This window comes from Paenibacillus sp. FSL P4-0338, from assembly GCF_038002365.1.
Lineage (GTDB): Bacteria > Bacillota > Bacilli > Paenibacillales > Paenibacillaceae > Paenibacillus_AQ.
Genome location: NZ_JBBOCG010000001.1, coordinates 3,837,486 through 3,862,256 on the forward strand (window position 1 = coordinate 3,837,486; position 24,771 = coordinate 3,862,256).

The following is a 24,771-nucleotide window of genomic DNA, read 5'->3' on the forward strand; positions in this document are numbered from 1 at the left end:
ACATAGTACACCCATTGTCCTATTTTGTATATTTATAAATTTAAGTATCAGTTCTCTAATGTCCAATAGGTTCATGGAATTCTTTTTACAGCAGCACCCAATAATGACGCAAATATGCTATAATGACCTGTACCTATTCCCCAGGTATCCCCCCTTCAAGCAGCAGTCCTATTCCTACCCTATCTAAGGAGCTGTGCCCTATGAGCGATGTAATTCTCCAGCAGATTCTTACCGAGCTGCAAGGCGTAAAATCCGAAATTAACGGAATGAAGTCCGAGATTTCTGGATTGAAGTCCGATATTAAAAATCTTCAGTCAGAATTCGCTACATTCAAGTCTGAAATTACGGCCGAGCTTGTGATCATCAAGGATGAAATTGTTAACATTAAGGCCGACATCGTTACCATCAAGGATGATATCGTTACCGTCAAGGCTGATATCGAAAGCATCAAGGAAGATACGAAGCTAATTCCACTGATTCAACAAGCGGTGTCCGAAGTCAACGCTGAAGTCGTTGCTGGCCGGGATTCTCTGGAGCGGATCGACCGAAGTCTAAGAGGACACGACGCCACGCTCGATATACTGGCCCGGCGTTCTATAGATCAGGAAGCTGAATTGAAACGTTTAGCTGCTTCTGCATAACATCCTGCCCCGAAGCGACCGCCCTCCCGGCTGCCGCTTTTTTGTTGCCCTCATATAGTCCATCACACAAGGACATTATTCTCTTATACAAATACAAACCCAGTTATCACAACATTATTCCTTATTTATTTGTCTTTATCAGGCGGACATTTCATTGCTTTTTGGATTATGTATGCTATAATGAAAGCGTAACCAAAATAGATGTACCAGAGGTTCATTACCGTATTTCATCGCCAAGGAGGATGAATGCAATGCTGGCAGGAATTAAGGAACTGAAGAATTGGGTAACCGGGATGTGGCAGCCGGGCATGGCTTCCGGAGAAGAAGATTACCGGAAGATGGAATATAGCGCACATCGTCATCTGCACACACCGCCAACCCCAAGTCCGCTTACTTACGAACAGGAATCACGCATCAAGACCGTCAAATTTCACTAATTTTCAATTAGATGTATATATAGAATACCATTCACCTATCAGGTTAAGGCCGCTAAGGAACGGGAGCATCCCGGTTCAGGCGGCCTTTTATTTGCTGCACTACATTATCTTGCTAACCACCGCAGGATCGTCTCTGCTGCTTCCAGATAGCGCTGTCCTACGAGCAGGCCGGTATGGGTGGTGCCCCAAAGACCTGCGTAGGCTGCGCGGAAATACGCTGCATTGGCTCTGCCCCGGCGCTCATCTTCATCACTGTTAACGGCATGGATCACCAGACAAGGGCAAGTAATGGACCCGCTGTCTACGGATACCCCAGCTGCCCCGAAATGATAAGAAAAAGTCCGAAATGCCTTGGCGGACTCCATCGTCAGGTATTTGCGCTGAAACGCTATGTCTTCTGCCGTCTCATCCAGGCTGGTCTCCTCTTCGCGAACCGGAGCGGGTACTACGTTACCCGGCATTATCTTAACGATATCCGTATAAGGAACCTCCTCATGTACCTCTCTGCATAGACTTGAATCAATCAACACAAGTCCGGCCAGACCGGCTGTCTCCGCCACCTTCTGGCTAAGAATCCCGCCCATGCTGAACCCGATCAGGGCAGGAGTAACTCCGCATTCAGCCTGGATCACCTGCACTACTTCATGGATATCCTCCAAATAATTTTCAAAGGCAATCTGCGTCATATCCAGCACCCGGCTCCGGTAATGACTTCTCAGATTCATCACATAACAGGTCCAGCCTTCGCTAATGAAATGGGGAATGTACTTGCTCCACATCCAGCTTCCGGTATACGCACCATGCACAAACAGTAGGGGTACCTTATTCTCCTGTTCCTGGCCTTCCCGCGCCTCCTCTCCCTTATAAATCTCCAGGTAAACATCATGCTCACCGACATATTTCTCTGTATGCGGCGGTAATTCATCAATGTAGTCTCTCATTGTAATGTCCTTTCCATTTATAGTTTTATATCAAACTATCATACAAATTTTTTTAGAAATTATGATTGATTTTCATTAAAATCGTCAGCAAAATCTTCTGCTCTTCTTCCGTGATATCGCGGTAGAACTGCTTCAGTATGGCAGAAGAGACCGATTCAAATACCGGCTCCAGCTCCTTCCCCTTCCCGGTTAGAGTAACATATACGTACCGGGTGTCCTCCTGATCCCTCTCCTTCATAACCAGTCCCAGCCGGACCAGCTTATCCACAAGTGCTGTAACTGTAGATTTGTCCTTATGAATATGTGCCGAGATCTCGGCCATGGTGAGTCTGTGCTTAGACAGCAGCGCATACAGAATATCCCCGTGTGAGGTGGCAATGCCGTTTACTCCCTGCTTCGCCAGCTCTTGTACGATGAACCGGTTAACCTTCTCGCGGATCTTGGATATAAGTGAAATAGCATCTCTGGTTTCCATAAACGAATTATAGTTTGATATCAAACTAATGTCAATAGATCAATATTTCCGTGTGCTCCTATTCGGGGTCCTTATCAAACAGCATGACTTCCTCGCCCCGCTGTTGCCGGATCGCAATATTGGTTCTCCCCCAGGAGCACATCAGGTCAATGATCTCATTAGCAGTAATCCCATACTCGGTGATGTAATATTCCACTTTGGGCGGCATTTGGCTATAAACCACTCTGCCGATGATCCCGTCCCGTTCCAGCTCGCGAAGCTGCTGAATCAGAACCTTTTGCGAGATACCCGGAATACTGCGCTGCAGTTCACTCGTCCTCTTCGTTCCCGACATCAGTATACATATGATCAGCGACTTCCACTTCCCGCCAATAATCTCAAGCGTCGCCTCGATCCCTAAATGATATTGCTTCATCCCGGCACCTCCCCTGTCTTAATTTTGAACCCTGCTTCTCTTAGCATGCCACAATATCCTGTAAAGTCTAGTGCACACCTTGAGGTAACCTTGTTACTTCATTGTGTGTATTTACATTTTCAGGAACCTACAAAATAATAGAAGCAGCTGCACAACACAAATTATACACCGGAAAGGTGATCCCTAATGACAACCCTGGTAATCCTGGCACACCCCGATATAGAGGCTTCAAGAGTGAACCGGAGATGGAGACAAGAGCTGCTGTTGCATCCGGAGGACGTTATGGTCCATGAGCTTTACAAGGAGTACCCGGACTGGAGCATCGATGTTCCGCGGGAGCAGCGTTTATTGGAGGGGCACGAGCTGATTATTTTCCAATTCCCCTTATATTGGTATAGCTACCCCCCGCTGCTGAAAAAATGGCTGGACGATGTGTTCACTCACGGCTGGGCTTACGGCTCGAGCGGCAACAAGCTGAAGGGTAAGAAGCTGGGCATAGCTATGACCATCGGCGATAAAAAGGAAAACTACCAGCCGGCCGGGTCTGTTTCTTTTACAGTAGATGAGATCATCGCCCCGTTCCAGGCCAGTGCCATCCATGTCGGCGCAACCGCCCTGCCTTACTTGGCCGTGTTCGGCGCTTCCTTCCAGGCGAGTGACGATGTTATTAATCAGAGTGCGTTGGATTATTGGGAGTATATCCTTCGGAACCGGTAATATGCCGCTATTCCCGCTTCTTCCCGACCGCGCCCATGTAGATTACAAATTCTTCTTCGCCATCCAGTTCGAGCACCTCATCAATCAGCTGCTGATCATAGATTCCGATGGCACAAGCTCCGGCCCCGATGGATTCACTGGCCAGGTACAGATTCTGGCAGACATGCCCGGCATCAATGAGAATTTTTTTGTGCGCGGAGATATCATATTTCCATTCAGACCGGTACGGCGTAGTGCTCCAGGCGAACAGAACGGCAGCCTTCTTGGCGAAGTTGGGGACAAAGGGCTGCTCCAGCGTGATCGCATCAATCTTCTGTTCCAGCTGGTCTAATTCAAACATAAACAACAGCTTGTGCTCCACAGGAAGGTATCGGTAAATGCCCTGCTGTATTCCTTCTACCCGCATAATCATCAGATAGGTCTCAAACGTATGGGTCGCCCCGCTACACGGTACCGTCCGCAGAGTCAGTCCGTTCTTGCTCATCCCGGTAATGCCCTGGGTGGCCCATAGTAAATAGGATAGCTCCTCCAGACTTAGCGTGTCGGCTGAATAGAATCTTGTACTCCTTCTCTGGCCGATGCAATCCACAATATTGTTCTGACTCACAACGTCCCGGCTGACCTCAGGCAAATCAATGATCTGCGCCTCTTCATCATAGGACTTCACAATCGGCGGCTGCGCGATGCCCTTAATCTTGTCTGTTCGGATATGCTTGAATTCTTGAAAATTCGATTTCAGCAGTTGTCTCTGTTGTTCGTATCTTGTCATTATAAATCCTCCTGGCGTCCCTTGATCCTATAAATTTATCATGTGATTCGAATTAGTTTGTGATTATAATCACTATCTTTACAAATGCAAAGCTATTTTTGCAGCGATGACTGTCCAGCTTGAAAAAAAGACCAAATGAGGCCCCCTTTCCCGGCGGCAGTCACTTGGTTTATTCACTTTTGAAGCATGGAAGCGATATCATTAAAGCGAACGCAACTCCATCTTTTGCATATCTACGATAAAACCATGGGCCTCACTCTCATCAATGGGTCTCTGCGCAGATGAATAACGCACTCCTCATTGGCAGTGTGATAGACAAGATTGCCAGGTCCGGCGCTGAAAAATTCCTGGTTGGCGTTCTTCTCAGATACTGCACGAACAGGAGCTACTTCCGTTATAATTTTCTTATCATCTTCCTCGCGATAGTCAAGAATGGAAAGCAAAACAAATTGGTCAGGAAACAATTCTCCTACTTGCTGCCATTTCATTCTTTCACACCTCCCGGGTAGCCATCGATAAAAAAGTGGTTCTAATGAATTCATTTATCATTATGTGTTATTCAACTATCGTTCCTTGTTCTACAACAATTACTTCTACACCCAACTCTTCAATTTCGACCAACTGATCTTCAGCAGCATCCCAATCAGTGATTAGCTTATCAATTTTATCTGCAGAACAAATTTTTAATATGGATTCTACTCCAATTTTCTCAGACGGATATAAAGCTATATTACATTTAGAACTTTCAACAACTGCTTGTGTAAAACCGACACCTTTGGATTTTTGAATGGACATCCCAAAAGCAGCAGAAAGACCAGCGCTTGTTAAGAAGCTGATATCAAAACGAATGTTTTTAACAAATTCGATAGCATAGTAGTCACTAAACTGACCTTTCTGACTCATCTCGCCACCGACCATAATGGTATTGATATTATCATAATTTCTAAGTTCACCTGCAATAACAATTGAATTAGTTACAGCCGTAAAAGGGATGTTTTCAGGCAAATTTTGTGCCATAAAATAACCTACTGAAGCGGCATTCAGAAAAATTACATCATTAGCCTTGATGTAACTAACTGCTTTTCTCGCGATAGCTAAATAATTATCTTTTATTTCCGTTATGTCTCGTGGTGTATATTTGGGTGGTGTAGTATAACCTATTTGCAAGGCAGGAATCGCTCCACCATGTGTTCGTCTTAGGAGTCCTTTTTCTTCAAGAATACGTAAATCACGTCTTGCCGTATCAAAGCCGATATTAAATAGCGTTTCAATTTCACTTGCCCTAATTCTTCCTTCCTTTTCCAATATCTTTAGAATTTCTTGATGTCGTTCCTCCATAAACATACAATCACTTACCTTTCATAAGTATTATTCAGTAAAGGAGTTGCGCACCACATTCACTGTTACTCACATTATATAACGTAATTTACCATCTGTGAATACAATTTCGTTAATGAACGTGATTAAATGTGATTAAATGTGAACGAGTTGAGCGTTACTTATTTCATTTGATATGTACAGAGGCATAAATAAAAAGGAATAGAAAATCGACATCACCTGCCGGTCTTTTCCTCCAAACAAAAAACCTCCCCTCATCCCGAAGGATAACGGAAGGCTTAAACGCATCACCTCTGAAGCATGGCAGCTATATTTTCAGCTCCCCAAGCTTGATCAGCTCGACAACCGCTTGCGAACGGCCTTTTACGTTTAATTTTTGCATTACGTTGGAGATGTGGTTGCGGACGGTTTTTTCGCTGATGAATAACAGTCCGGCAATATCCCGTGTAGTTTTGTCCTGCACAAGAAGCTCGAATACTTCGCGTTCACGATGCGTCAACAAGAATTTGCTATGATGTTCGTTGCCCTTCAATGGTGTCACCCCTCCTTGCCCTGGGTTTGTTTGGTATAACAAGGTAAAGGGATACAGTCAAAACATACTATGTGGAGGGGCAAGTAATGGTGCTGTCGCAGCATTAAATTGGGCGGGGGCAGGCGCAGAGTCTGGACAATCCCGGAACATCGCAGCCAGGCCGCAGCAAAACCGGCCGCAGCTCCTTACGCGTTAAGGGCTGCAGCCGGCGGGCAAATGCTATAGAATACGCGTTACAGCAGCAAGCTGTACCGGTCCGTCACGCCCTTGCGGTCACGCCGGTTTCTCCGGTAGAGCTGTTGTTGCACCCCCAGTGTAATGTATGAAATGGATTCCATAGCAAGCTTTTTATCGGCCGAAAAGCGGTTCATTTCTATGTTAGAATAAGGTCATACCAGTCTCACACAGGAGGCCCAGACGAACGTGGCTAATATTAAAGAAATCGCCCGGATGGCCGGAGTATCTGTAACGACCGTCTCACGGGTGCTGAATAATCATCCGTATGTCAGTAAGGACAAAAGAGACGCTGTACTGCAGACGATTGAGCAGCTCGACTATACCCGCAATATGAACGCCGTTCATCTGATTACCGGACGTACCGGTGCGGTGGCGGTGATTCTGCCGTATATTCATGCTTTTTATTTCTCTATTATTATGAATGGCATTGCCCGCGAGGCGCTGCTCTCGCAATACCGGCTGATTCTGTGCCAGAGCAATTATCTGGAGGAAGAAGAAATCAAAGTGCTGGAGATGCTGCGCCATAAAGAAATTGACGGTGTCGTGATTGTATCTACTGCGCTGAAGCCGGACATCATTGAGGAGTATACGGCCTACGGTCCGGTTGTCACTTGCCAAGACAACGGAGCGCGGCGATACTCTTCTGTCTATATTGAGCATTATGCGGCTTTCAAGGAAGGTCTGGAGTACTTGACCGGCAAAGGTTACCGCTCCATCGGATATTGTGAAGGACGGAGTAATGGCAGCAGCGCCGTGATCCGTCAGGCTGCTTACCGCGAATTCATTGCTGAGCATAAGCTGGCTTTTGAAGAGGAATGGATGATCTATGACTGTACAACGGAGGAAGACGGCGCAGCCGTTGCACAGTCCCTGCTGAAGATGCCACAGCGGCCGGAAGCCATGATTATTACGGGAGACCATGTTGCTGCCGGGCTGATTATTGAAGCGCGCAGAGCCGGCCTTAGCATCCCTCATGACCTCGCAGTTATGGGCTTCGACAACCAGCCAATCGGACGGCTGCTTCAGATCACCACCATGGATAACCACCTGTATGAGATGGGGGCCGCCGCCTTCCGCATTATCCATGAGCAGATCCACTCGGAGCACCTGGGGCCGGTCTACCGCAAGCTGGACTACCGGATTATTGAGCGGTCCACGGTGTAGTCACAGATCAGGCGGTTGAGCTATGATTTTGGGCCGTTGTTATGAGTACATAGCTGCATTTTGTGCAGGAATACAGATATGATCTGCGTCTTCCGCCTGTCGGAAGGCTTTTTTGTGCGTTCCTGCATGGATATGATAATTATCACATTTTTATTGACAGCTATTAGCTGTGGAATTATGATAAGTCCATAATTGATAACGATTATCATTTTCATAATCGAAAAGGGGTATCCACCGGATGAAAATAGGTTATGCAGTACCTGCGGGTCTGCTTGCAGCGTCCCTCCTGTTCGCCGGATGTGCGGGCAAGGACAACAGTAATAACAATGGTAATAACAGCAATGATTCGGGAAATAATGCCGCAGCCCAGGCAGGTAGCGGGACAGAAAGTGTAGCGAAGGCCGGAGGTGAGACCAACGCAGATTTCACCACTGCCATCGACGAATACCGCAAATACGTCATTGAACAATGCGATGCGTTCGTCAAGCAGACCGAAGGCTTCACGGATGCCGTCAAGGCGGGCAAGCTGGAAGAAGCCAAAGCGCTGTATGCTCCGGCGCGTATGCACTATGAGCGGATCGAGCCGATCGCGGAAGCGCTCGGAGATCTGGACCCGAATATAGATGCCCGTGAGAATGATGTGGATGCCGCGCAGTGGCGCGGTTTCCATAAGATTGAACAGGCACTCTGGCAGAATCATACAACGGAGGGCATGACGGATGTCGCGGACCGCCTGCTGAAGGATGCGCAGCTGCTGCGTGCCAAGGTGGAGACGGCCGGAATCGATGCCAATCTGCTCGTTACCGGGGCGGTAGAGCTGCTGAATGAGGTCTCCTCCTCCAAAGTTACGGGGGAAGAGGAGCGTTATTCCCATACGGATTTGTATGATTTTGTGGCGAATGTGGAGGGGGCCCAGAAGATCTATGAGCTGCTAAAGCCGGAGCTGGCCAAAAAAGACCCGGCCCTTGAGCAAACCATCGGCGAGCGGTTCACCGCCTTAATGAATGAGCTGGCGCCGTTCAAATCGGGGGAGGGGTACGTCTCTTACGAAACGCTCAAACCGGAGGAGGTCCGCAGGTTAAGCCAGAACCTCGACGCCTTGGCTGAGCCGCTATCCAACATGGGAACGATTCTGGGAGTGTGACGATATGAACAAGAAAGATAAGAATGCCCGGAATGCGGCTGACGCGGATCACGGAATTCCTGCAGCGGAGACTAAGCTGTTCAATACCAAATTCAGCCGCCGCGATATGCTGCGGCTGACCGGTGCCTCGGGTATCGGGCTGCTGCTGGGCGGAGGCGGTGTGGGCGGCATTATGGCGGCACGCCAGGCAGCAGGACGGGCGGTCCCGGCCGCCGCAGCCTTCGGGCAGAATGAAGAACAGGCGGATACGATCCCCTTCTACGGCAAGCACCAGGCGGGGATTCTTACCCCTGCGCAGAATTTTCTGTGCTTCGCTTCATTTGATGTGACGACTACCAGCGTCGGTGATGTACAGAAACTTATGCAGGCTTGGACTACAGCTGCTGCCGCGCTTACTTCCGGTACGATGATCGGCACGGCGAACGACAAGCCCAATCTTCCGCCTACCGATACCGGCGAGGCGGATGGTCTCACCCCTTCCAAGTGCACACTTACCTTCGGGGCAGGCCCGGCCCTGTTTGACAGCCGGTTCGGGCTGGCCGGGAAGCGGCCCGCCTCCTTCATTGAGCTCCCGGCATTCCCAGGGGATAGCCTGGAGCCGCAGTGGTGCGGCGGCGATCTCTGTGTGCAGGCCTGCGCGGATGATATGCAGGTGGCGTTCCATGCCATCCGCAATCTGGCCCGCATCGCCCGGGGCACAGCGGTGCTGCGCTGGACCCAGGAAGGCTTCCAGCGCAGCGGCAGCGCCGATCCGTCAGGCGGCACCCCGCGTAATCTGCTCGGCTTCAAGGACGGTACGGGGAATCCGGACGTCACCGATGAGACGCTGATGCGAAATATCGTCTGGAGCGGCAACGCCGATGGCCCGGCCTGGATGAATGGGGGCACGTATCTTGCGGTGCGCCGCGTACGGTTCCGTATTGAGGTCTGGGACCGCTCCTCGCTGAGCGATCAGGAGGCCACCTTCGGGCGGCACCGGCAGAGCGGCGCACCTATTGGAGCCGGAGATGAATTCGCTGAGCTAAATCTGGCAGCAGCGGATGCTGCCGGCAAGCCGCTCATCCCGCCGGACTCCCATTCCGCTCTCGCCCATGGAGACGGCTCGGTCCAAATGCTGCGCCGCTCCTATTCCTATTCCAGCGGCATGGATCTCAAGACCGGACAGCTTGATGCCGGTCTGGTATTCATCAGCTTCCAAAAGGATCTGATGAAGCAGTTCGTCAGCATCCAGCAGCGCCTCGCTAAAAATGACCGGCTGAATGAATATATGGTTCACACCGGCAGTGCTGTCTTCGCCTGCTTCCCGGGTGTACACGAAGGCGGCTATATCGGGGAGATGCTGCTGGGATGACTGAATGCCTGAGAGGAATGATCCCGATGAAGATCACAGTTATACATGGTCCTTGGCGGCAGATCAGGGCAGCGCTGCTGCTCCTCTGCCTGCTTGTGCTGCTGCCCGGCGCGCCGGCTTCTGCGTCAGGCGCGCCGCTGGATGAGCTGCTGCCGCCTGTAGGCAGCGCGCTGGTCGAGGCCGGCCAGAGCCGCTGGGAAGCGGCGGCGGCCGATGTCGATTCGTTCGCGGTGCTGTGGCGCAGCGCGAACGGGAGCACGCCGGACCCGGCACTCGCCGGTCCGGCTGCTGAGGTGGACGCCGCGCTGGCCGCTGCGGCGGAAGCTTTGGCGGGCGGCGGCGGAGCGCCCGCCAAGGCAGCCTTGTCCACGCTCGCCCGCAGCGTGGACGCGTTCGTCACCGCCGCCGCAGGCGAAGGCGGCGGTGACACGGGCGCCGCCGGACGCGCAGCGGCGGCGAAGCTGCTGCCCGCGGCGGAGCGCACGCGGGATGCGGCGCGCAGCGCCGACTGGGCCGCGGCGGCGGAAGCCTACCGCGCCGTGGTGAGCGGCTGGACGCCGGCGGAACGCGGCATCCGGGCGGACAATCCCGCCGTCTACGGCTTGCTGGAGACGAAGATGAGCCTGCTGCGCATTGCGCTGCAGGCAGAGCCGGTCCGCGGAGAGGCCGCGCAGGCGGAAGCGGAAGCGCTGGTGACGCTCCTGTCCGGCTACAGCGAAGGTAAAGCCGCCGATACCGGTGGCGCGCCAGCGGAGCCAGCTTCCATTGAAGGGCTGATCCGCTATCTGAAGCAAGCTTCCGCCGCCGCCCAGGCCGGCGACAGCGCAGCAGCCGCTGATATCATGGAACAGTTCATCACTGCCTGGCCTTCGGCCGAAGGCCAGGTCCAGCTGGCCTCCCCCAAGGTCTATGCCAGCATCGAGAACGAGAGCACCGCCGTCACCGGTTATCTGCTCTCCAGCCCTCCGAAGCTGGACCAAGCGCTATCGCTAATGGGCACGATGCTTTCTGAGCTGACGCCGCTGGCCGGGGAACAGACTTATACCGCATGGGATGCGGCACTCATTCTGCTGCGCGAGGGGCTGGAGGCGATTCTAGTACTCGCCGCCCTACTTGCCTATCTGCGCCGTGAAGCAGTACCGGCGGCACGCCGCTGGGTATGGTCTGGTGCGGCGGCAGGTCTCGCTGCAAGTATCGGCCTCGCCGTATTGCTGACCTATTCCCTCTCTCAAGCCGCCTCTGGCGGCGCACGCGAGCTGATCGAAGGGATCGCCGGCCTCGTGGCCGTGATCATGATGCTCACCGTCGGCCGTTGGCTGCACGGCAAATCCAGCACGGCGGCCTGGAATAAATATGTAGACCGCCAGATGCAGGGTGCCCTGGCCAAGGGCAATCTGTGGTACCTGTTCTTCATCGCTGCGCTGGCCATTTTGCGCGAAGGGGCGGAGACTACGATTTTTTACGCAGGGATGGCCCCGGCCATCGATACCTCTCAGCTGCTGCTCGGGATTGGCAGTGCTCTTATAGTCCTGATCATTCTCGGCTATGCCATGATTGCACTGAGCGCCAGATTGCCGGTTGTTGCCTTCTTCCGCGTCGCTACAGCACTGATCTACTATTTGGTGTTCCGCTTCCTCGGTGAGAGCCTTCATGCCTTACAGATCGCTGGCAAGCTGCCCGCCCATAACGGGCACAGTCTGCCTTCCATCGGCTGGCTTGGCATGTATCCGACCTGGGAGACTACCATCCCACAGCTGCTGATACTCGTCTTCATCTTATGGGAGCTGCTGCGCGGCAGACGTACTGCCAACAGGACAAAGGCTGCAAACGGGATCACTAAGTAAACATACTAATTATGTAAAAGCTGCAATCAGTGCGTGTGCCTTCAAACATGCAGATTGCAGCTTTTTGTATCTCCTGCCACTTGGTTGGCTATATTCCCCTCCGCCAATGCATGAAGCAGAAATGAATAGATGGAAAAACAGCATTTAATTTTTACTCAATGAGCTTAAAGTGGAATATGAGCAAAATTAAGCAGCAAAATCCAATTATTTTCCACAACAAACTGAATTACGAGTTAATAAGTAACGAAAATCCAACTGTTTCCTCTTACAATAATCCTTCCATCCTCCCCCCTACCACAAATCCACCACCTCCATCTCCTTAATTCTGCCCCAGACCAGCCTTAAACCAAACTGCCTATTGCAACCTTCCGCAATTTGTTTTATCCTGATTATGAAAATAATTTTCTTAATAAACACAAATATTATGTAAAATAATTTCAAATGCAACTTAGGTCAAAACTTAACCTGTCCATTTCCGCATGTCCATTTCTACATTTTCATTCGGGTAAGTAGAGAAAGCTACATGAATCTGATTCTATAGAAAAGAAGGTGAGCGCTTGTCTCCCATTCTGCATGCTCTGGAGCATGACAATTCCAAGCTGTCGCAAATGGAACGCAAGCTGGCTGAGCGCATTCTGGCCTCGCCCGGGGAAATTGTCCATATGGGCATCACGGAGCTGGCGGAGGAATGCGGCATCAGCACGGCGACGATTACGCGGTTCTGCAAAGCGCTGCACTTCAAGGGTTACCCTGATTTCAAGCTCAAGCTGGCAGCTGAGCTGGCGCATAGCGACGGCTCGCCGGAGACCGGCAGCTCCTCTTATCAGGACATCGTGGCCGGCAATCCGCTGCAATTCATTGTAGAGGCCATGCAGGCCAACCACCTGGCCTCGATCCGGGACACCACCTCGCTGCTGGATCTGGGCCGGCTGCAGCAGGTCATTGATCTGCTGTGCCGGGCGCGGCGGGTCGATCTGTACGGGATGGCGACCTCATCCATCGTAGCCCAGGATTTCTATCAGAAGCTGATCCGCATCGGCGTGAACTGCACCGCTTTTGCCGATTCCCATATGCAGATTACTTCCGCTTCCTCACTCTCTTCCGGCGATGTGGCCTTCGCAGTCTCTTATTCGGGGGAGACCCCGGAGACGGTGGATGCCTTAACCTGTGCAGCCGCAAGCGGCGCAGCTACGGTGTCGTTAACCTCCTACGGAAGCAGTACTCTGGCTACACTCGCTGACATTCCGTTGTTCTCCTCGTCTCTTGAGCAGGGCATGCGGCGCGGCGATATGGCTTCACGGATCGCACAGCTGCATATTATCGATATTCTGTTCACCGGCATGGTCAGTACCCGGTTTGGAGATTTCATCCCAAGGCTTGAGCAATCTTATCGGAACGTCCAACATTACCGTCATAAACGGGGAGGTCAAATCTAATGAATATTTTGAAATTTCAGCATGAAGAAGATTTCGCAGCCACAGGAGCTAACCTGATCGCCAGTCTGCTGCAGAGCAATCCCAGAGCCGTTCTCGGGCTGGCTACCGGAAGCTCCCCTGTCGGGGTATATGAGAAGCTGGTAGAAATGCACCGCAAGGGCAATGTCAGCTTCGCCAAAACCTCATCCTACAACCTGGACGAATATGTCGGACTGCCTGTGGATCATCCGCAGAGCTACCGGAGCTTCATGAATGAGCATCTGTTCAATCACGTTGATATCGACCTGGCCCGCACTCATGTGCCTAACGGAAATGCTCCAGACCTTGCGGCCGAATGCCGTGCGTATGACAAGCTGCTGGAGGATAACGGTCCGGCGGATCTGCAGATCCTCGGCATCGGCAGCAACGGCCATATCGGCTTCAACGAGCCGGATGCCAGCCTGAGCAGCGGAACGCATGTGGTCGATCTGCTGGAAGAGACCCTGGAAGCCAATGCCCGCTTCTTCGACCGTGTAGAGGATGTGCCGCGTCAGGCGGTAACGATGGGCATCGGCGGTATTCTCAAGGCGAAGCAGATTGTACTGCTTGTCCGCGGGGAAGAGAAGGCGGAAGCGGTTAAAAATGCGCTGGAGGGCCCTATCACTACCCAGTGCCCCGCTTCGCTGCTGCAGAGCCATCCGAATGTGGTCGTCCTGCTGGATGAGGGTGCTGCCAAATGGCTGAAATAAACGGTATGAGCGGAGAACTGTTGTACGGTAAGGTGTTGACTCCTGATGGAATCATCGAGCAGGGTGTAATTGCCGTAGCAGAAGGCTTGATTCAATATGTAGGAGAAGCCGCTTGGCTGCCCGCAGCTTATGAGGGCTGGCAGACAGTCACCCGTGAGCCGCAAGGTCTGCTGATCCCCGGATTCGTCGATGTGCATGTACACGGCGGAGCCGGACATGACTTCATGTACAGCGATGCAGATGCTCTTGACACTATCACACGGTTCCATGCCTCACACGGGACGACCTCGATGCTTGCTACAACCATGACAGCTGCCAAGGCAGACATCGATCAGGTGCTGGCTGAGGTAGATGCTTATCGCACGCGTGAAGGCGGCATGCCCTATGCAAGGCTGGCAGGTGTACATCTGGAGGGACCTTTCATTAGCGTAAGATGGCCTGGAGCGCAGAATCCTGAGCACATTGTTCCGGCTAATATAGAATGGCTGGAGGAATGGGAGGACAAGTATCCGGGAATGATCCGTCAGGTCACCCTGGCTCCCGAGCGCGAAGCTGCTCTGGAAGCTATCCAGTGGCTGCGCAAGCATGGCATTACGGCTGCACTCGGCCACACAGATGCTACATTCGAGCAGGTGATTACCGCTGCCGATGCGGGACTGAACCAGGCGGTGCACATGTTCAATGCCATGACGCCGCTGCATCACCGCAAGCCGGGAACGGCCGGTGCCGTCCTGTTCGATCCCCGGATCAGAGCCGAGGTCATTGCCGACGGAATCCATGTTCATCCGGCAGCCATCAGCCTCATTACCCGGCTCAAGAACAATCATAATCTGCTGCTGATCACAGATGCCATGTCAGCGACGGGACTCAGCGACGGAGAATATGCCATCGGTGATCTGCCTGTGATCGTCAAAGACGGCATAGCCACGCTGAAGGAGCATCCTGAAGCTCTGGCCGGCAGCACACTGACCATGATTAGCGGGTTCCGTTATCTGGTTCAGGAGGTCGGTCTCAGCCTGCTCGAAGCCTCACAGGCTGCCAGCCTTAATCCGGCGCTGTCACTAGGCCTGCAGCGGTCTATCGGAACGCTTGAGGCAGGGAAGCGCGGCGATATTCTGCAGCTGAACCAAGACCTGAACCTGCGCGGCGTATGGATCGGCGGACGCAAGCTGAAGGCCTAAATACAGGCAGTAAGACGCAGCTTCGTATTCCTATAAACGCAGGCAATGCAGCCCTCTCACCCGGCTTTCCGGGTAAGAGGGCTGCATTGTTTGCGTTTGTCTTCATTCACTTGTGCCCGTCTATGCCCATCTGTGCCCGTCATTTGAATAAGCCTCATATCCCTCTGGAATACTATCTTCATTCAAGGCACTATGCAGTAGGCTGCTCACTGTCCGCTGCGCGCAGGGAAAATCCGTTCCGCCATGATACGGAATTCATTCGCGAAGCCTCTGAGCGGATGTCCGGCACGGAATTCCCGGGCATAATAATCAGCCCGTTCCACGAAATCCGGGTTCGCCGAGACATACACATTGCTGACGTATGTGTTGCCTTTTTTAACCTCTGCAGCGATTTTATTCTTGATCTCCCCGGGAAGATTGTCTTTATCCTCCCCCATATTGCTTCTGGACATAATCCCGTTATTGCCGTTCCCCGGATAATCTCCGGGAGTCGCCATACCCGTACCGCCAACGGTTCCGGTGCCTGTCAGACTCCCTGGAATGCCCGCCATGGAGCCGCCTGTCCCTGTCATCCCGGGAACACCCGCAGCAGTTCCTCTTCCGGTAGCTTTCCCGCGGGTGGTACTCTTGGTGTGAACCCCGCCCGAAGCATGCTCGAGCATTACAGCGACATAAGCGCTTCGGCCGACCATGATAACGTTAGCCGAACGAACTTCCGGCATGGCCGCTACACGGTCAGCCAATTCCTTGCTTACCTCCATGCTGCCGAAGTCATCGTCACGCATTCCGTCCCGTGCGGAGTTCACGTGGATTCGCCCGTCAGTCCCACTTACACTTTTCGTCTGCATATTGCCATTATCTGCCGAATGGCCGGCACTGCAGCCGGTCATACTTAAGACGCCGGCCAGCAAGGCAGCAGACACGGACAAGCCGAATTTCGATCGCAACATTCCTTCATCTCCCATCACAGAATAATGTAGTGCAGCGTCACAAGACTTAGCATGGCTCCTCCGCTGCCGGGCTATCCAGAAAGGATTTGGCAATGCCGCCCCCCACAGTCACGTGTAAGAGAAATCCGGCGTATCTTATATAACAGCAGACTGTGTTTCTCCGCAGGCAGTCCAGATCAGGAGGGGTAAGCTTGAGAATTCTATTTACGTTTTATGTACCTAGCGGCGGGGTGGAGACCCTGAACAGGCTGCGGTGTGAGAGTCTTCAAAAGAACGGCATCGAATGCCATGTGCTCTATCTCATGCCGGGGTCCGGCACCCACAATAGTGTAAGCTTCCCGGTATTTATCACTTCGCAGGATGAAGATATCAGGGCTATACTGAATGCCCATCATTATGACGCCATCATTGTAACCTCAGATTATCTGCTGCTGGAACGTCTGCGCCGGCTGGGGTATGGAGGCCTCCTGATCTACGAGTCCCAGGGTCTGGGAACACGAAGTGAAGCCCGTAATGTGATTATAGATTCTGTGCCTTATCTGCAATCCTTCTGCAATGCAGTGCTGATTCCCCCCACCGATCATTTACTGGAGCTGTTTATCGAGATCTGTCCCTGGCTCCAGCGCTATGTCATTCCGAACCTTGTGGATGTACAAGGATTCCGGTATATCCCCGCTGAGGCGCCCGTTGATCCTGTCATTGCCTGGGTAGGTCGGCTGGAACCCAACAAGAACTGGAGCGAGTACCTGAAGATTGCCCACCATATCCGCAAAGCAAAACCTAACCTGCATCTCTGGATGTTCCATGATCCGGGCTTGGCCTCCGATGACCAGAAGGCGGCATTCAATGAAGAACTGCATGCTCTTGGTCTGAATGACCGGCTGAATGTGTTCACGAATATGCCTAACCAGATGATGCCTGTCTACTATTCATCGATTGCCGCTTCAGGAGGCTTCCTGCTGTCCAGCTCTGTCACAGAAGGCTTCGGATATGCCGTAGCTGAGGCTGTCTGCTGCTCCTGTCCTGTACTCAGCACGGATTCCGACGGGGTCAGATCCTTCATCACCCATAATATTACGGGCAAATTCTATCCGCTTGGCAATGTGGAGGCTGCCGTGAACGAAGGACTGGAACTGATGAATAACATCCCGCTGCGCGAAGCTATCTGCTATCAGGGCCGTCAGCATATGGTTACGCATTTCGGCTTCGATCAGTATGCGCATTCCTTCCGCGAGATGATGAATTCCTTCTCTATCTTCTAACTACTACAAGCTTCTCATCTCCCAGTCTTCCGGCAAAAAAACCTTCAACCCCAGCGCCAGCCGGGGTTGAAGGTTTCTCTGTGTATGGCATTCTGCCCTGACGCATTACGTGCCTTGTCTGGACACCATCTCAAACAGCTCAGCCTGGAAGACCTGTACGCTTCTCTCCCAGGTGAAACTCAGGGAATCCTGCTCTCCCCTGGCAGCCAGATGCCGGCGAAGCTCCCCGTCGTTAATGAGCGTTACAATATCTGCAGCAAGACGGTTCTCATGACGATACGACATCAGGCAGTTCTGCCCGTGTGCACAGTATTCGAGATTTCCTCCTGAATATACGGTAGCCAGAGCAGCACCGCAGCGCATCGCTTCCAGCCCCGGCAGTGAACCGGCATCATTGGTACTTGCGCTGACAAAAATATCCGTCTCATTGTAATGATAAGCCAATTCATCGTCATTCCCGGGTGTCCGCAGCTGATAGCGCCCTGTATTAAGTAAGGCCTGCAACCTCCCGGAAGTGGCATATTCAGCAGGGGGAGTCATGATATAGATCTCCACCTCAGGATGAAGCCGCTTGACCATATCGAGCTGCTGAATCAGGTATTCCTGTTCCCGGTGGCCGGAGAATCCGCCTTCTGGACGCCGCATAATAGCCGAGACGATCAGCGGCTTGCCCGGATTGTCGCGAAAATGCGTATTATGGAAATGCGGATCAACACCGACCGGAACAATCATCCCCTTAATGCCGTGATTGATCCGTATGACCTCCTGCTGCCAGCGCGACAGTACAAGCAGGTTGCGGGTAATGCCGTAGGAGGCGAACGACTGATTATTATCCGGCAGGAAATTCGGCTCATAGCATAAGGCCAGCCGGATATGCAGCCCTTTGCCCTGAAGGCTGGCCCGTTCGGCAACCGGAACGGTTGTATAATAATTGGAGATAATGACATCCCCGTAAGGAAAATGGTCTTCTGTAAGGACCGGGGCGGGCACAGGGATAATCGGACATTTCATCTCATATTCCACAACACCTAAGCTGGGCATAAGAACAACGACCTCATGGCCTATTAAAGTCAGGGCGTTCGCAAGCTCCGCTATCATCCGCTGCGCACCGCCTCTGGATAAGGTCAGAACCGGAAAGGTCAGTCTCAATTCCTTCTCTCCTTTCTCAGCAGCTTCGTCAATTTCCCCCTGTGCATGGACTGAACCATGGCAATTTCCCGGTTCTGCGCCTCGCTGTGCAGGACCGAGCCCATCTCATTATGGACGCGGTAATCCAGCAGCGGCTCTTCTATATAAGACCACTCATAATGAGGCAGAATCCGCAGCCACATATCATAATCCTGTGTATACAGGAGCTTCTCATTAAACATACCAACCCTGGAGAGAACCTCCATATCTAACAGCACCGTGCTGCCGTTCACCGGACAGCCGGACATCATGGTCTGTATGAGGGCCGGCCTGCGCAAGGACGGCATTCGGACTATATCGGAGAACCGCTGCCCGTGCTCATTAATATAGTAGTAAGCCGTATGATTGAAGGAGGTGCCCGAATTGCGGATAGCTTCTATCTGCCGTCTGATTTTATCGGGATGAAACAGATCGTCCGCGCTTAACCAGGCAAAATAAGCTCCGCTTGCCACCTCGATTCCCTTATTGAGGGCCGAGCCGGTCCCTCCATTGGTCTTGCGGACATACACAATCCGGCTTCTGTAGGCGTCTAGCTTCTCTGTATGGAGCGTTGAACCGTCATCCACCACGATCAGCTCAATATCCGTGTAGCTCTGGGCCAGCACGCTTTCGACCGCCAGATGTACGTAAGGACAATTATAGAACGGAATTACCACCGAGACCTTGGTCTTCTGATTCATGCCCCGGCCTCCTCCCTGAGTCATTTATACAGTCTTGCAGGCGAGCAGGGCGTCCAGCGGCGCGTGATTCTCACCGAAGGCTTCCCGGAATGAAGGATTCTCCGCATGGTGAAAGCCCTTCAGTACAGTTACAGCGTAGCCCAGCTTCAGAAAGTCCTCAGGCTCCCATCCGCTCCAGTGCTTCTGGTAGTACTCTCCATGCAGATTGAAATGGTCCTTCCCCTCCTGCGGGAAGAAGCCCCGCGGTGTAAATACGACGACACGGTTCGCAGCGATGAGCTCTGCCTTACGCAGCAGTTCCATGCCTTCACTCATCGAGAAATGCTCCAGCGAATCGATCAGAGTGACCGCAGAGAAGGTTCCCGGCAGGAACAGCTTATCGATATGGCCGGCATCGGCATGAACCGGAATGATATGGGGAGCCTTGTATTTGCGGTGCAGCAGATAAGGCCTGTGGATATCCAGACCCAGCACCACAGCGGCTTCATACCGCTCCAGCAGCGTACCGGTACCGCTGCCGATATCCAGTATACTCTCGGAGAATTTCAACTGCTCCAGCAGGACCGGCAGGAAGTCTTTCACTTCGATTTCCCGGTACATATGCTCTCCCTCCTAAGCGTTAATTGCCTTACCTTGGGCTGTGCTGCAGTGCCGGCTGTCCGCTCCGGCAGCTAGCCGCCCATGGAGGCAATCAGGGCGCTTAACGGAGCGTGATAACGGGCACTGGTTGCTGCAGCTTCAGCCATAATGACATCGTAGTGTCTGAGCGTGCCCATTCCCTCATGCCGGCGGTAAGCCGTCAAGGACTGGTTCAGCATCACCGGTGCATAACCGTTCAGAATCGCCCGGTACCACAGATCATAATCATGGGTATACGGCAGTGCTTCATCGAACATCCCGATGGCTCCGAAGATCTCCCGCTTGAACATCACCGTACAGCCGTTGATGGGATTGCCGTACAGGAAGCAGCGCAGATATTCAAGCTGGTTCGGGAATACGGCCGCAGCATTCAGCTCCATAGCCTGCGAGTTTGCGTTAATGTAGTTGAAGTTGGTGTACGAGATCAGCAAACGGTTCTGTTCCATGAACAGAACCTGATTATTGATCTTGTCATGATAGAACATATCATCCGAGCTAAGCCAGACTACATAATCTCCCGTGGCATGGGCAATACCGTGGTTAAGTGCCGAAGCGGTGCCGCCGTTGGCCTTGCCCAGATAGTGAATGTAGGGCAGATAAGGGGTAATCCGCTCTGCATGCAGGGTTGAACCGTCATCCACTACGATAATCTCATAAGGCTGCCAGGATTGGCTCATAGCGCTCTGCAGCGCCTGCTCAATATAAGGACAATTGTAAAAAGGAATAACTACGGATACTCTGGGCTTCATAACAACCTTCCTTCCTTACCGGCTCTTGTATAGCGGATAATATCTGCCAGTGAACGGTCCAGCGCAATCTCCGGCTTCCAGCCGGACATAGCAGCATAGTCCCCCGATTCTTCAGGCGTTCCCTTAGTATCAGCAGATTCAAATGGAGGCTTCGCCGGAACGGCAAATGACAGGGAAGGATTGCCCCGGCTGTGCTCCTCCTGCGGGCCCCAGTCCACCCTTACCGGAGCCGCAGCATGAGCCAGCAGCTTCGCTGCAATCTCTCCCAGTTCCCGATTTGTCCCGGAATCGATGCGGTAGATCCTGCCGGTCTCTCCCGAATCCAGAATGAAGCCATACGCCCTGACCGCATCACGTACATCCAGAAAATCACGCAGCGCATGGCGCGAGGAGAGCCGAAAGGCAGCAGGAGCAGCCGATCCGGCTACGGCGGCTGCTTCACTGCGTACAATATGCTGTGCCAGCAGGGAACAGAAGCCGGTGGACGGACCAGGCCCAATCAGGTTCGAGGGCTCCGCCATCAGCACCGGCTGTGCAAACAGTGTTCCCCAGGCCAGCGATACCAGCTCTTCCAGCGTCTTACTGAGGCTGTAGGGGTGAGGCGGGTCTGCTGCACCCGGTCTGTACTTAAGCCGGGAGCCGGCCACCAGAATACGGCTGGCCGGCTGGACACGCAGCGCCTCAAGCAAATATAGAGTAGCCATTACATTGGTTTCCATGTAGAGCAGCGGGTCCTGCCAGGACTCCGGGACCGAATTCTTGCCTGCCAGGTGCAGCACCTGATCCGGCTTCACCGCTCCAATCATTGCCGCTACAGCCCTGCGGTCCCCCAGGTCACAGACAACCTGCTGAACACCCTCCGGGAACAGCCCTGCTTCTGGCTCGCGGCGGACTACAGCAGTCACCTCCGCTCCTCCGGCGGCAAAATAGGCCACGGCATGCCTGCCGGTAAAGCCGGAAGCTCCGGTAATAAGGAGACGCCGCCGCCCGCTCATGTCGGCAGCTCTGAGCTGCGCATAAAGCCCTCAAGCTCGCTAAGCATCCGGGGATAGGACGGCAGCTCAATCGTAACATCGCTTCTCGTGCTGATCAGCGTCCGGTCCTGAACTGGTGTCTGTTGCGGGATGATCTCAACATCCTCTTTATGAAATGCCGCCTGCATCATCTGCAGCAGCTGATATTTGCTTACGGGCTGCGGGTGGGCCAGATGAATCAGCCCGGAGAGATCCGAGTCCAGTAAGGAGTCAACGGCTTTGGCCAGCTCCAGGGTAGTGACTCCATTCCACATCACGCATTCATATCCGGTTACCCGGCCCTTCTGGGCCAGGAACCATTCCATGAGGCCGATTCCGCCAGAACGGATCTCAGGCCCGATAATGGAGGTGCGGATCGTAAGATGTCCGGGATCACGCACTTCTCCAAGACTCTTGGTAAGGGCGTAGACCGAGGTTCCATCCGCGGCATCATCCTCTGTGTATCCGCCGCGTGTTCCTTCGAACACGCAGTCGGAGCTGATGTGGATGAGCCGGGCATGAATCTGGTCCGCTGCCCTCCGCAGGCGGTGGGGCAGGAATCCGTTGACATGGTACGCGCCGATCCGGTCCCGTTCGGCGAATTGATTGAGTACCCCCATCGCATTAATAATGCAATGGGGGGAGACGATTTCAACCAGCTTTTCTACACCGGCGATGTCGTCGGCGTCTACATACAACCCTCCAAGATCCTTCTTATCCCGGGTTGTATGGAAGATGTGGTGCTTGCCCTGGCGGCGAAAATACTCCGCCAGCATATGACCTGCCATACCATTTCCGCCGAGAATAAGGAGCTTCACTGGAGGAACCCTCCCCGGATCAGGATAGCCTTGATTTCAGCCTGCTCCATCAGATGATTCTCCGAGCTGAAGCTGCTGAAGGATACATGGGGGAAATGACGGTAATGCTCCTTCAGTTCAGGCATATCGAGCGTAGGCAGAATAACCAGGTACTGCTCATCGTAGACCACCGTAGTCAGGCTCTCGAAATCGCTCATCAGGATCTCATGGATTTTCTCACCGGGGCGGATGCCGGTCTCGATCATACTGACATCTGTCCGGCCAGAAGCTTCGATCAGCACATCGGCCAAATCCACGATCCGGCAGGTCGGCATGGTCATGACGAAGATCTCGCCGCCGATACTGACATCGGAAGCCTTGAACAGCAGGGTAATGGCATCGCGCAGGGTGAAAAAGAACCGGGTCATGTTCATATCCGTAATCTTTACCTGTCCCTTGTCCTTGATCTGCTTCATGAACAGATGGACCACGCTGCCGTTCGTGCCCAGCACATTGCCTCCGCGCACGGTAACAAACTTGGTGCCTGAACCGATCAGATTGGCATAGACGAACAGCTTCTCGCCGATGGCCTTGGTCATGCCGTAGAAATTCGACGGATTGGCCGCCTTGTCGGTAGAGATGTAGATCGCTTTCTCCACATTGTTGGCAATCGCCGCTTCAATGACATTCTGTGTGCCGACCACATTTGTCTTGAGTGCCTCGTACGGCTGGTCTTCGCAGACGGGTACATGCTTGAGCGCAGCCAGATGGAAGACATAATCCACACCGCGGCAGGCAGCCACCAGCGCATCCTTGTCACGGATATCACCGATGATGAAGCTGAGATGCTTATCTTCAAATTCACGGCTCATGGCTACCTGTGCAGACTCACTGCGGGAGAATACGATGATTTCTTTGGGATGCTGCGGCAGCAGCTGCCGGATCAGCTCATGCCCCCAGGAACCGGTACCGCCTGTAACCAGAATCCGTTTATTATTGAACATGCAGGTTCCCTCCAAGCAGAAATTTAACTACCTTTACCGAGACACCTTGGGCAAGATACCCTTCCGGCGCCTCCCAATCGGGCTTAAGTGACGTCATCAGCACGGTGCAGCGCAGAATGCTGTTCTGTTCTACCCCGGACACTACATTACTTCCGCAATCGACGGTCTCCGGGCGTTCTGTCGTCCGGCGTATGGTCACCGTAGGTACTCCCATCAGGCAACATTCTTCTTGAACGGTGCCGCTGTCGGTAATGGCGCACAGGGCATAACGTTCCAGATGAACAAAGTCAAAAAATCCGAAGGGTTCGTGAAACTCCACCAACGGGTTCATAGTCAGCGGGAACTGCTCCGTAAGCTTGGAGCGTGTACGGGGATGGATGCTGCAGATCAGGCGGAGTCCCAAATGCTCAGCCACGAGGTTCAGCCCGGACATAATCTGGAGCAGCGACTCCGGATCATCGACATTCTCGGCCCGGTGGGCGGTCACCAGCAGATACCTGCCGGCTTCAAGCTTCAGCCGGGACAGGATGTCACTGGCTGCGATCTGCTCTTCGTAATGCGTAATCACCTCATGGATGGGATTGCCGGTTAACACGATACGCTGGCTGGGAAACCCTTCGCTGAGCAGATGTCTTTTACTCTGCTGGGTATACGGCATATTTATGGTGGAGACGGCATCTATGACACGGCGGTTTTTCTCCTCCGGCACTTTCAGATCGTAACAGCGGTTGCCTGCTTCCATATGCACCACAGGGATACCCATCCGCTCGGCCAGAATGGCACACAGCGCACTGTTGGTATCACCCAGGAGCAGCACGCGGTCCGGCTGCTCCTGGAGCAGAATGCTCTCCAGGCTGCCGAACATGGCGGCCAGCTGGCTCCCGAGTCCGGCCTGCTTATCCTGCAGCACATAGTCCGGTGCGCGGAGTCCCAGCTCGGCGAAGAATACCCCGCTGAGGCTGGCCGTGAAATTCTGTCCCGTATGCACCAGCACATGCCGATCCGCATACCGGTCCAGCAGTGGAATGATGACGCTAAGGCGGATGATCTCGGGCCGTGTGCCCAAAATCGTCATGATCTTCATGGGTTCACTCCCCTTTACTCCCCTTTGATTATGGCCTGCCCTTAGGAACCGGGCA

At 53.1% G+C, this 24,771-nt stretch carries 28 protein-coding genes; 11 read left to right on the forward strand and 17 right to left on the reverse strand.

The window, feature by feature from the left end:
• The first annotated feature begins 200 nt into the window (after positions 1-200).
• Both MKZ07_RS16850 and MKZ07_RS16855 read left to right on the forward strand, forming a co-directional pair.
• Positions 201-641: a hypothetical protein gene (locus MKZ07_RS16850; protein WP_036695724.1), complete on the forward strand. Its 441-nt coding sequence runs from the start codon at positions 201-203 to the stop codon at positions 639-641.
• A gap of 251 nt (positions 642-892) precedes the next feature.
• Positions 893-1,078 carry a hypothetical protein gene (locus tag MKZ07_RS16855; protein ID WP_036695723.1) on the forward strand — a complete coding sequence of 62 codons (186 nt, stop codon included), beginning with the start codon at positions 893-895 and terminating at the stop codon, positions 1,076-1,078.
• 104 nt (positions 1,079-1,182) lie between these two features.
• Here MKZ07_RS16855 and MKZ07_RS16860 read toward each other — a convergent pair whose 3' ends face one another.
• The 3 genes from MKZ07_RS16860 to MKZ07_RS16870 are packed head-to-tail and all read right to left on the reverse strand — an operon-like array spanning position 1,183 to position 2,909.
• A complete protein-coding gene (locus MKZ07_RS16860; protein WP_036695722.1) occupies positions 1,183-2,019 on the reverse strand; it encodes an alpha/beta hydrolase in 837 nt (278 codons plus the stop codon).
• Positions 2,020-2,071: 52 nt separating this feature from the next.
• Positions 2,072-2,494: a MarR family winged helix-turn-helix transcriptional regulator gene (locus tag MKZ07_RS16865; protein ID WP_076160010.1), complete on the reverse strand. Its 423-nt coding sequence runs from the start codon at positions 2,492-2,494 to the stop codon at positions 2,072-2,074.
• Positions 2,495-2,552: 58 nt separating this feature from the next.
• The gene (locus MKZ07_RS16870; RefSeq protein WP_036695721.1) at positions 2,553-2,909 is read right to left on the reverse strand and encodes a winged helix-turn-helix transcriptional regulator; all 357 of its coding nucleotides are present in this window, start codon (positions 2,907-2,909) and stop codon (positions 2,553-2,555) included.
• Between the two features lie 186 nt (positions 2,910-3,095).
• Here MKZ07_RS16870 and MKZ07_RS16875 point away from each other — a divergent pair, with 186 nt between their 5' ends.
• On the forward strand, positions 3,096-3,626 hold the full coding sequence (locus MKZ07_RS16875) for an NAD(P)H-dependent oxidoreductase (protein WP_036695719.1): 531 nt from the start codon (positions 3,096-3,098) through the stop codon (positions 3,624-3,626).
• A gap of 7 nt (positions 3,627-3,633) precedes the next feature.
• Here the strand turns inward: MKZ07_RS16875 and MKZ07_RS16880 are convergent, their stop codons facing one another.
• The 4 genes from MKZ07_RS16880 to MKZ07_RS16895 all read right to left on the reverse strand — a co-directional run bounded on the left by MKZ07_RS16880 (position 3,634) and on the right by MKZ07_RS16895 (position 6,265).
• Entirely contained in the window at positions 3,634-4,395 is a 762-nt protein-coding gene (locus tag MKZ07_RS16880) for a SagB/ThcOx family dehydrogenase (protein ID WP_036695716.1), read from the reverse strand.
• A 233-nt stretch (positions 4,396-4,628) separates the two neighbouring features.
• Entirely contained in the window at positions 4,629-4,883 is a 255-nt protein-coding gene (locus tag MKZ07_RS16885) for a hypothetical protein (RefSeq protein WP_036695714.1), read from the reverse strand.
• Between the two features lie 67 nt (positions 4,884-4,950).
• Positions 4,951-5,739 (reverse strand): DeoR/GlpR family DNA-binding transcription regulator, encoded by a 789-nt coding sequence (locus tag MKZ07_RS16890; RefSeq protein WP_036695712.1) that lies wholly within the window; start codon positions 5,737-5,739, stop codon positions 4,951-4,953.
• Between the two features lie 301 nt (positions 5,740-6,040).
• The gene (locus tag MKZ07_RS16895) at positions 6,041-6,265 is read right to left on the reverse strand and encodes a helix-turn-helix domain-containing protein (protein WP_019908812.1); all 225 of its coding nucleotides are present in this window, start codon (positions 6,263-6,265) and stop codon (positions 6,041-6,043) included.
• Between the two features lie 423 nt (positions 6,266-6,688).
• On the opposite strand from MKZ07_RS16895, the gene MKZ07_RS16900 reads away from it, so the two are divergent.
• From MKZ07_RS16900 to efeB, 3 genes are all read left to right on the forward strand, one after another.
• Positions 6,689-7,666 carry a LacI family DNA-binding transcriptional regulator gene (locus MKZ07_RS16900; protein WP_036695710.1) on the forward strand — a complete coding sequence of 326 codons (978 nt, stop codon included), beginning with the start codon at positions 6,689-6,691 and terminating at the stop codon, positions 7,664-7,666.
• A gap of 238 nt (positions 7,667-7,904) precedes the next feature.
• A complete protein-coding gene (efeO, locus tag MKZ07_RS16905) occupies positions 7,905-8,810 on the forward strand; it encodes an iron uptake system protein EfeO (RefSeq protein WP_036695709.1) in 906 nt (301 codons plus the stop codon).
• Positions 8,811-8,814: 4 nt separating this feature from the next.
• Positions 8,815-10,161, forward strand: coding sequence for an iron uptake transporter deferrochelatase/peroxidase subunit (gene efeB / locus MKZ07_RS16910; RefSeq protein WP_084648955.1), 1,347 nt, complete (start codon positions 8,815-8,817; stop codon positions 10,159-10,161).
• Here the strand turns inward: efeB and MKZ07_RS16915 are convergent.
• On the reverse strand, positions 10,052-10,591 hold the full coding sequence (locus MKZ07_RS16915; RefSeq protein ID WP_341026672.1) for a hypothetical protein: 540 nt from the start codon (positions 10,589-10,591) through the stop codon (positions 10,052-10,054). The two genes, efeB and MKZ07_RS16915, sit on opposite strands and share 110 nt — an antisense overlap.
• A gap of 109 nt (positions 10,592-10,700) precedes the next feature.
• Between MKZ07_RS16915 and MKZ07_RS16920 the strand changes: the two genes are divergently transcribed.
• The 4 genes from MKZ07_RS16920 (at position 10,701) to nagA (ending at position 15,350) form a co-directional block, all read left to right on the forward strand.
• Positions 10,701-12,005, forward strand: a complete 1,305-nt coding sequence (locus MKZ07_RS16920) for an FTR1 family iron permease (protein ID WP_341026675.1) — start codon at positions 10,701-10,703, stop codon at positions 12,003-12,005.
• A gap of 557 nt (positions 12,006-12,562) precedes the next feature.
• Entirely contained in the window at positions 12,563-13,441 is an 879-nt protein-coding gene (locus tag MKZ07_RS16925) for a MurR/RpiR family transcriptional regulator (RefSeq protein WP_036695708.1), read from the forward strand.
• Entirely contained in the window at positions 13,441-14,169 is a 729-nt protein-coding gene (gene nagB / locus MKZ07_RS16930; RefSeq protein ID WP_341026677.1) for a glucosamine-6-phosphate deaminase, read from the forward strand. Before MKZ07_RS16925 ends, nagB begins: the two co-directional genes overlap by 1 nt.
• Positions 14,157-15,350, forward strand: a complete 1,194-nt coding sequence (gene nagA, locus MKZ07_RS16935) for an N-acetylglucosamine-6-phosphate deacetylase (protein WP_341026679.1) — start codon at positions 14,157-14,159, stop codon at positions 15,348-15,350. Before nagB ends, nagA begins: the two co-directional genes overlap by 13 nt.
• Before the next feature lie 206 nt (positions 15,351-15,556).
• Here the strand turns inward: nagA and MKZ07_RS16940 are convergent, their stop codons facing one another.
• Positions 15,557-16,300, reverse strand: coding sequence for a YhcN/YlaJ family sporulation lipoprotein (locus tag MKZ07_RS16940; RefSeq protein ID WP_341026680.1), 744 nt, complete (start codon positions 16,298-16,300; stop codon positions 15,557-15,559).
• A gap of 191 nt (positions 16,301-16,491) precedes the next feature.
• On the opposite strand from MKZ07_RS16940, the gene MKZ07_RS16945 reads away from it, so the two are divergent.
• On the forward strand, positions 16,492-17,562 hold the full coding sequence (locus MKZ07_RS16945; protein WP_036695705.1) for a glycosyltransferase family 4 protein: 1,071 nt from the start codon (positions 16,492-16,494) through the stop codon (positions 17,560-17,562).
• Positions 17,563-17,667: 105 nt separating this feature from the next.
• Here the strand turns inward: MKZ07_RS16945 and MKZ07_RS16950 are convergent, their stop codons facing one another.
• The 8 genes from MKZ07_RS16950 to wecB form a co-directional block, all read right to left on the reverse strand.
• Complete coding sequence (locus MKZ07_RS16950; RefSeq protein WP_036695704.1) at positions 17,668-18,711, reverse strand: glycosyltransferase family 4 protein; 1,044 nt, start codon at positions 18,709-18,711, stop codon at positions 17,668-17,670.
• Positions 18,708-19,430, reverse strand: coding sequence for a glycosyltransferase family 2 protein (locus MKZ07_RS16955; RefSeq protein WP_036695703.1), 723 nt, complete (start codon positions 19,428-19,430; stop codon positions 18,708-18,710). Before MKZ07_RS16955 ends, MKZ07_RS16950 begins: the two co-directional genes overlap by 4 nt.
• 24 nt (positions 19,431-19,454) lie before the next feature.
• Positions 19,455-20,030, reverse strand: a complete 576-nt coding sequence (locus MKZ07_RS16960) for a class I SAM-dependent methyltransferase (protein ID WP_036727142.1) — start codon at positions 20,028-20,030, stop codon at positions 19,455-19,457.
• Between the two features lie 71 nt (positions 20,031-20,101).
• Positions 20,102-20,818, reverse strand: coding sequence for a glycosyltransferase (locus MKZ07_RS16965; protein WP_341026683.1), 717 nt, complete (start codon positions 20,816-20,818; stop codon positions 20,102-20,104).
• Entirely contained in the window at positions 20,815-21,813 is a 999-nt protein-coding gene (locus MKZ07_RS16970; protein ID WP_341026686.1) for an NAD-dependent epimerase/dehydratase family protein, read from the reverse strand. The genes MKZ07_RS16965 and MKZ07_RS16970 overlap by 4 nt, the downstream gene beginning before the upstream one ends.
• Positions 21,810-22,649 carry a dTDP-4-dehydrorhamnose reductase family protein gene (locus MKZ07_RS16975; RefSeq protein WP_341026688.1) on the reverse strand — a complete coding sequence of 280 codons (840 nt, stop codon included), beginning with the start codon at positions 22,647-22,649 and terminating at the stop codon, positions 21,810-21,812. Before MKZ07_RS16975 ends, MKZ07_RS16970 begins: the two co-directional genes overlap by 4 nt.
• Complete coding sequence (locus MKZ07_RS16980; RefSeq protein WP_341026690.1) at positions 22,646-23,632, reverse strand: polysaccharide biosynthesis protein; 987 nt, start codon at positions 23,630-23,632, stop codon at positions 22,646-22,648. Before MKZ07_RS16980 ends, MKZ07_RS16975 begins: the two co-directional genes overlap by 4 nt.
• Positions 23,622-24,716, reverse strand: coding sequence for a non-hydrolyzing UDP-N-acetylglucosamine 2-epimerase (gene wecB / locus MKZ07_RS16985; protein ID WP_341026692.1), 1,095 nt, complete (start codon positions 24,714-24,716; stop codon positions 23,622-23,624). Before wecB ends, MKZ07_RS16980 begins: the two co-directional genes overlap by 11 nt.
• Between the last annotated feature and the right edge of the window lie 55 nt (positions 24,717-24,771).

What these genes read in the sequence shown, in the direction of transcription:
- MKZ07_RS16850 (WP_036695724.1), top strand. Translation starts at nt 201, where the DNA reads ATGAGCGATGTAATTCTCCAGCAGATTCTTACCGAGCTGCAAGGCGTA.
- MKZ07_RS16855 (WP_036695723.1), top strand. Translation starts at nt 893, where the DNA reads ATGCTGGCAGGAATTAAGGAACTGAAGAATTGGGTAACCGGGATGTGG.
- MKZ07_RS16860 (WP_036695722.1), bottom strand. Translation starts at nt 2,019, where the DNA reads ATGAGAGACTACATTGATGAATTACCGCCGCATACAGAGAAATATGTC.
- MKZ07_RS16865 (WP_076160010.1), bottom strand. Translation starts at nt 2,494, where the DNA reads ATGGAAACCAGAGATGCTATTTCACTTATATCCAAGATCCGCGAGAAG.
- MKZ07_RS16870 (WP_036695721.1), bottom strand. Translation starts at nt 2,909, where the DNA reads ATGAAGCAATATCATTTAGGGATCGAGGCGACGCTTGAGATTATTGGC.
- MKZ07_RS16875 (WP_036695719.1), top strand. Translation starts at nt 3,096, where the DNA reads ATGACAACCCTGGTAATCCTGGCACACCCCGATATAGAGGCTTCAAGA.
- MKZ07_RS16880 (WP_036695716.1), bottom strand. Translation starts at nt 4,395, where the DNA reads ATGACAAGATACGAACAACAGAGACAACTGCTGAAATCGAATTTTCAA.
- MKZ07_RS16885 (WP_036695714.1), bottom strand. Translation starts at nt 4,883, where the DNA reads ATGAAATGGCAGCAAGTAGGAGAATTGTTTCCTGACCAATTTGTTTTG.
- MKZ07_RS16890 (WP_036695712.1), bottom strand. Translation starts at nt 5,739, where the DNA reads ATGTTTATGGAGGAACGACATCAAGAAATTCTAAAGATATTGGAAAAG.
- efeO (WP_036695709.1), top strand. Translation starts at nt 7,905, where the DNA reads ATGAAAATAGGTTATGCAGTACCTGCGGGTCTGCTTGCAGCGTCCCTC.
- efeB (WP_084648955.1), top strand. Translation starts at nt 8,815, where the DNA reads ATGAACAAGAAAGATAAGAATGCCCGGAATGCGGCTGACGCGGATCAC.
- nagB (WP_341026677.1), top strand. Translation starts at nt 13,441, where the DNA reads ATGAATATTTTGAAATTTCAGCATGAAGAAGATTTCGCAGCCACAGGA.
- nagA (WP_341026679.1), top strand. Translation starts at nt 14,157, where the DNA reads ATGGCTGAAATAAACGGTATGAGCGGAGAACTGTTGTACGGTAAGGTG.
- MKZ07_RS16940 (WP_341026680.1), bottom strand. Translation starts at nt 16,300, where the DNA reads ATGTTGCGATCGAAATTCGGCTTGTCCGTGTCTGCTGCCTTGCTGGCC.
- MKZ07_RS16955 (WP_036695703.1), bottom strand. Translation starts at nt 19,430, where the DNA reads ATGAATCAGAAGACCAAGGTCTCGGTGGTAATTCCGTTCTATAATTGT.
- MKZ07_RS16960 (WP_036727142.1), bottom strand. Translation starts at nt 20,030, where the DNA reads ATGTACCGGGAAATCGAAGTGAAAGACTTCCTGCCGGTCCTGCTGGAG.
- MKZ07_RS16965 (WP_341026683.1), bottom strand. Translation starts at nt 20,818, where the DNA reads ATGAAGCCCAGAGTATCCGTAGTTATTCCTTTTTACAATTGTCCTTAT.
- MKZ07_RS16970 (WP_341026686.1), bottom strand. Translation starts at nt 21,813, where the DNA reads ATGAGCGGGCGGCGGCGTCTCCTTATTACCGGAGCTTCCGGCTTTACC.
- MKZ07_RS16980 (WP_341026690.1), bottom strand. Translation starts at nt 23,632, where the DNA reads ATGTTCAATAATAAACGGATTCTGGTTACAGGCGGTACCGGTTCCTGG.
- wecB (WP_341026692.1), bottom strand. Translation starts at nt 24,716, where the DNA reads ATGAAGATCATGACGATTTTGGGCACACGGCCCGAGATCATCCGCCTT.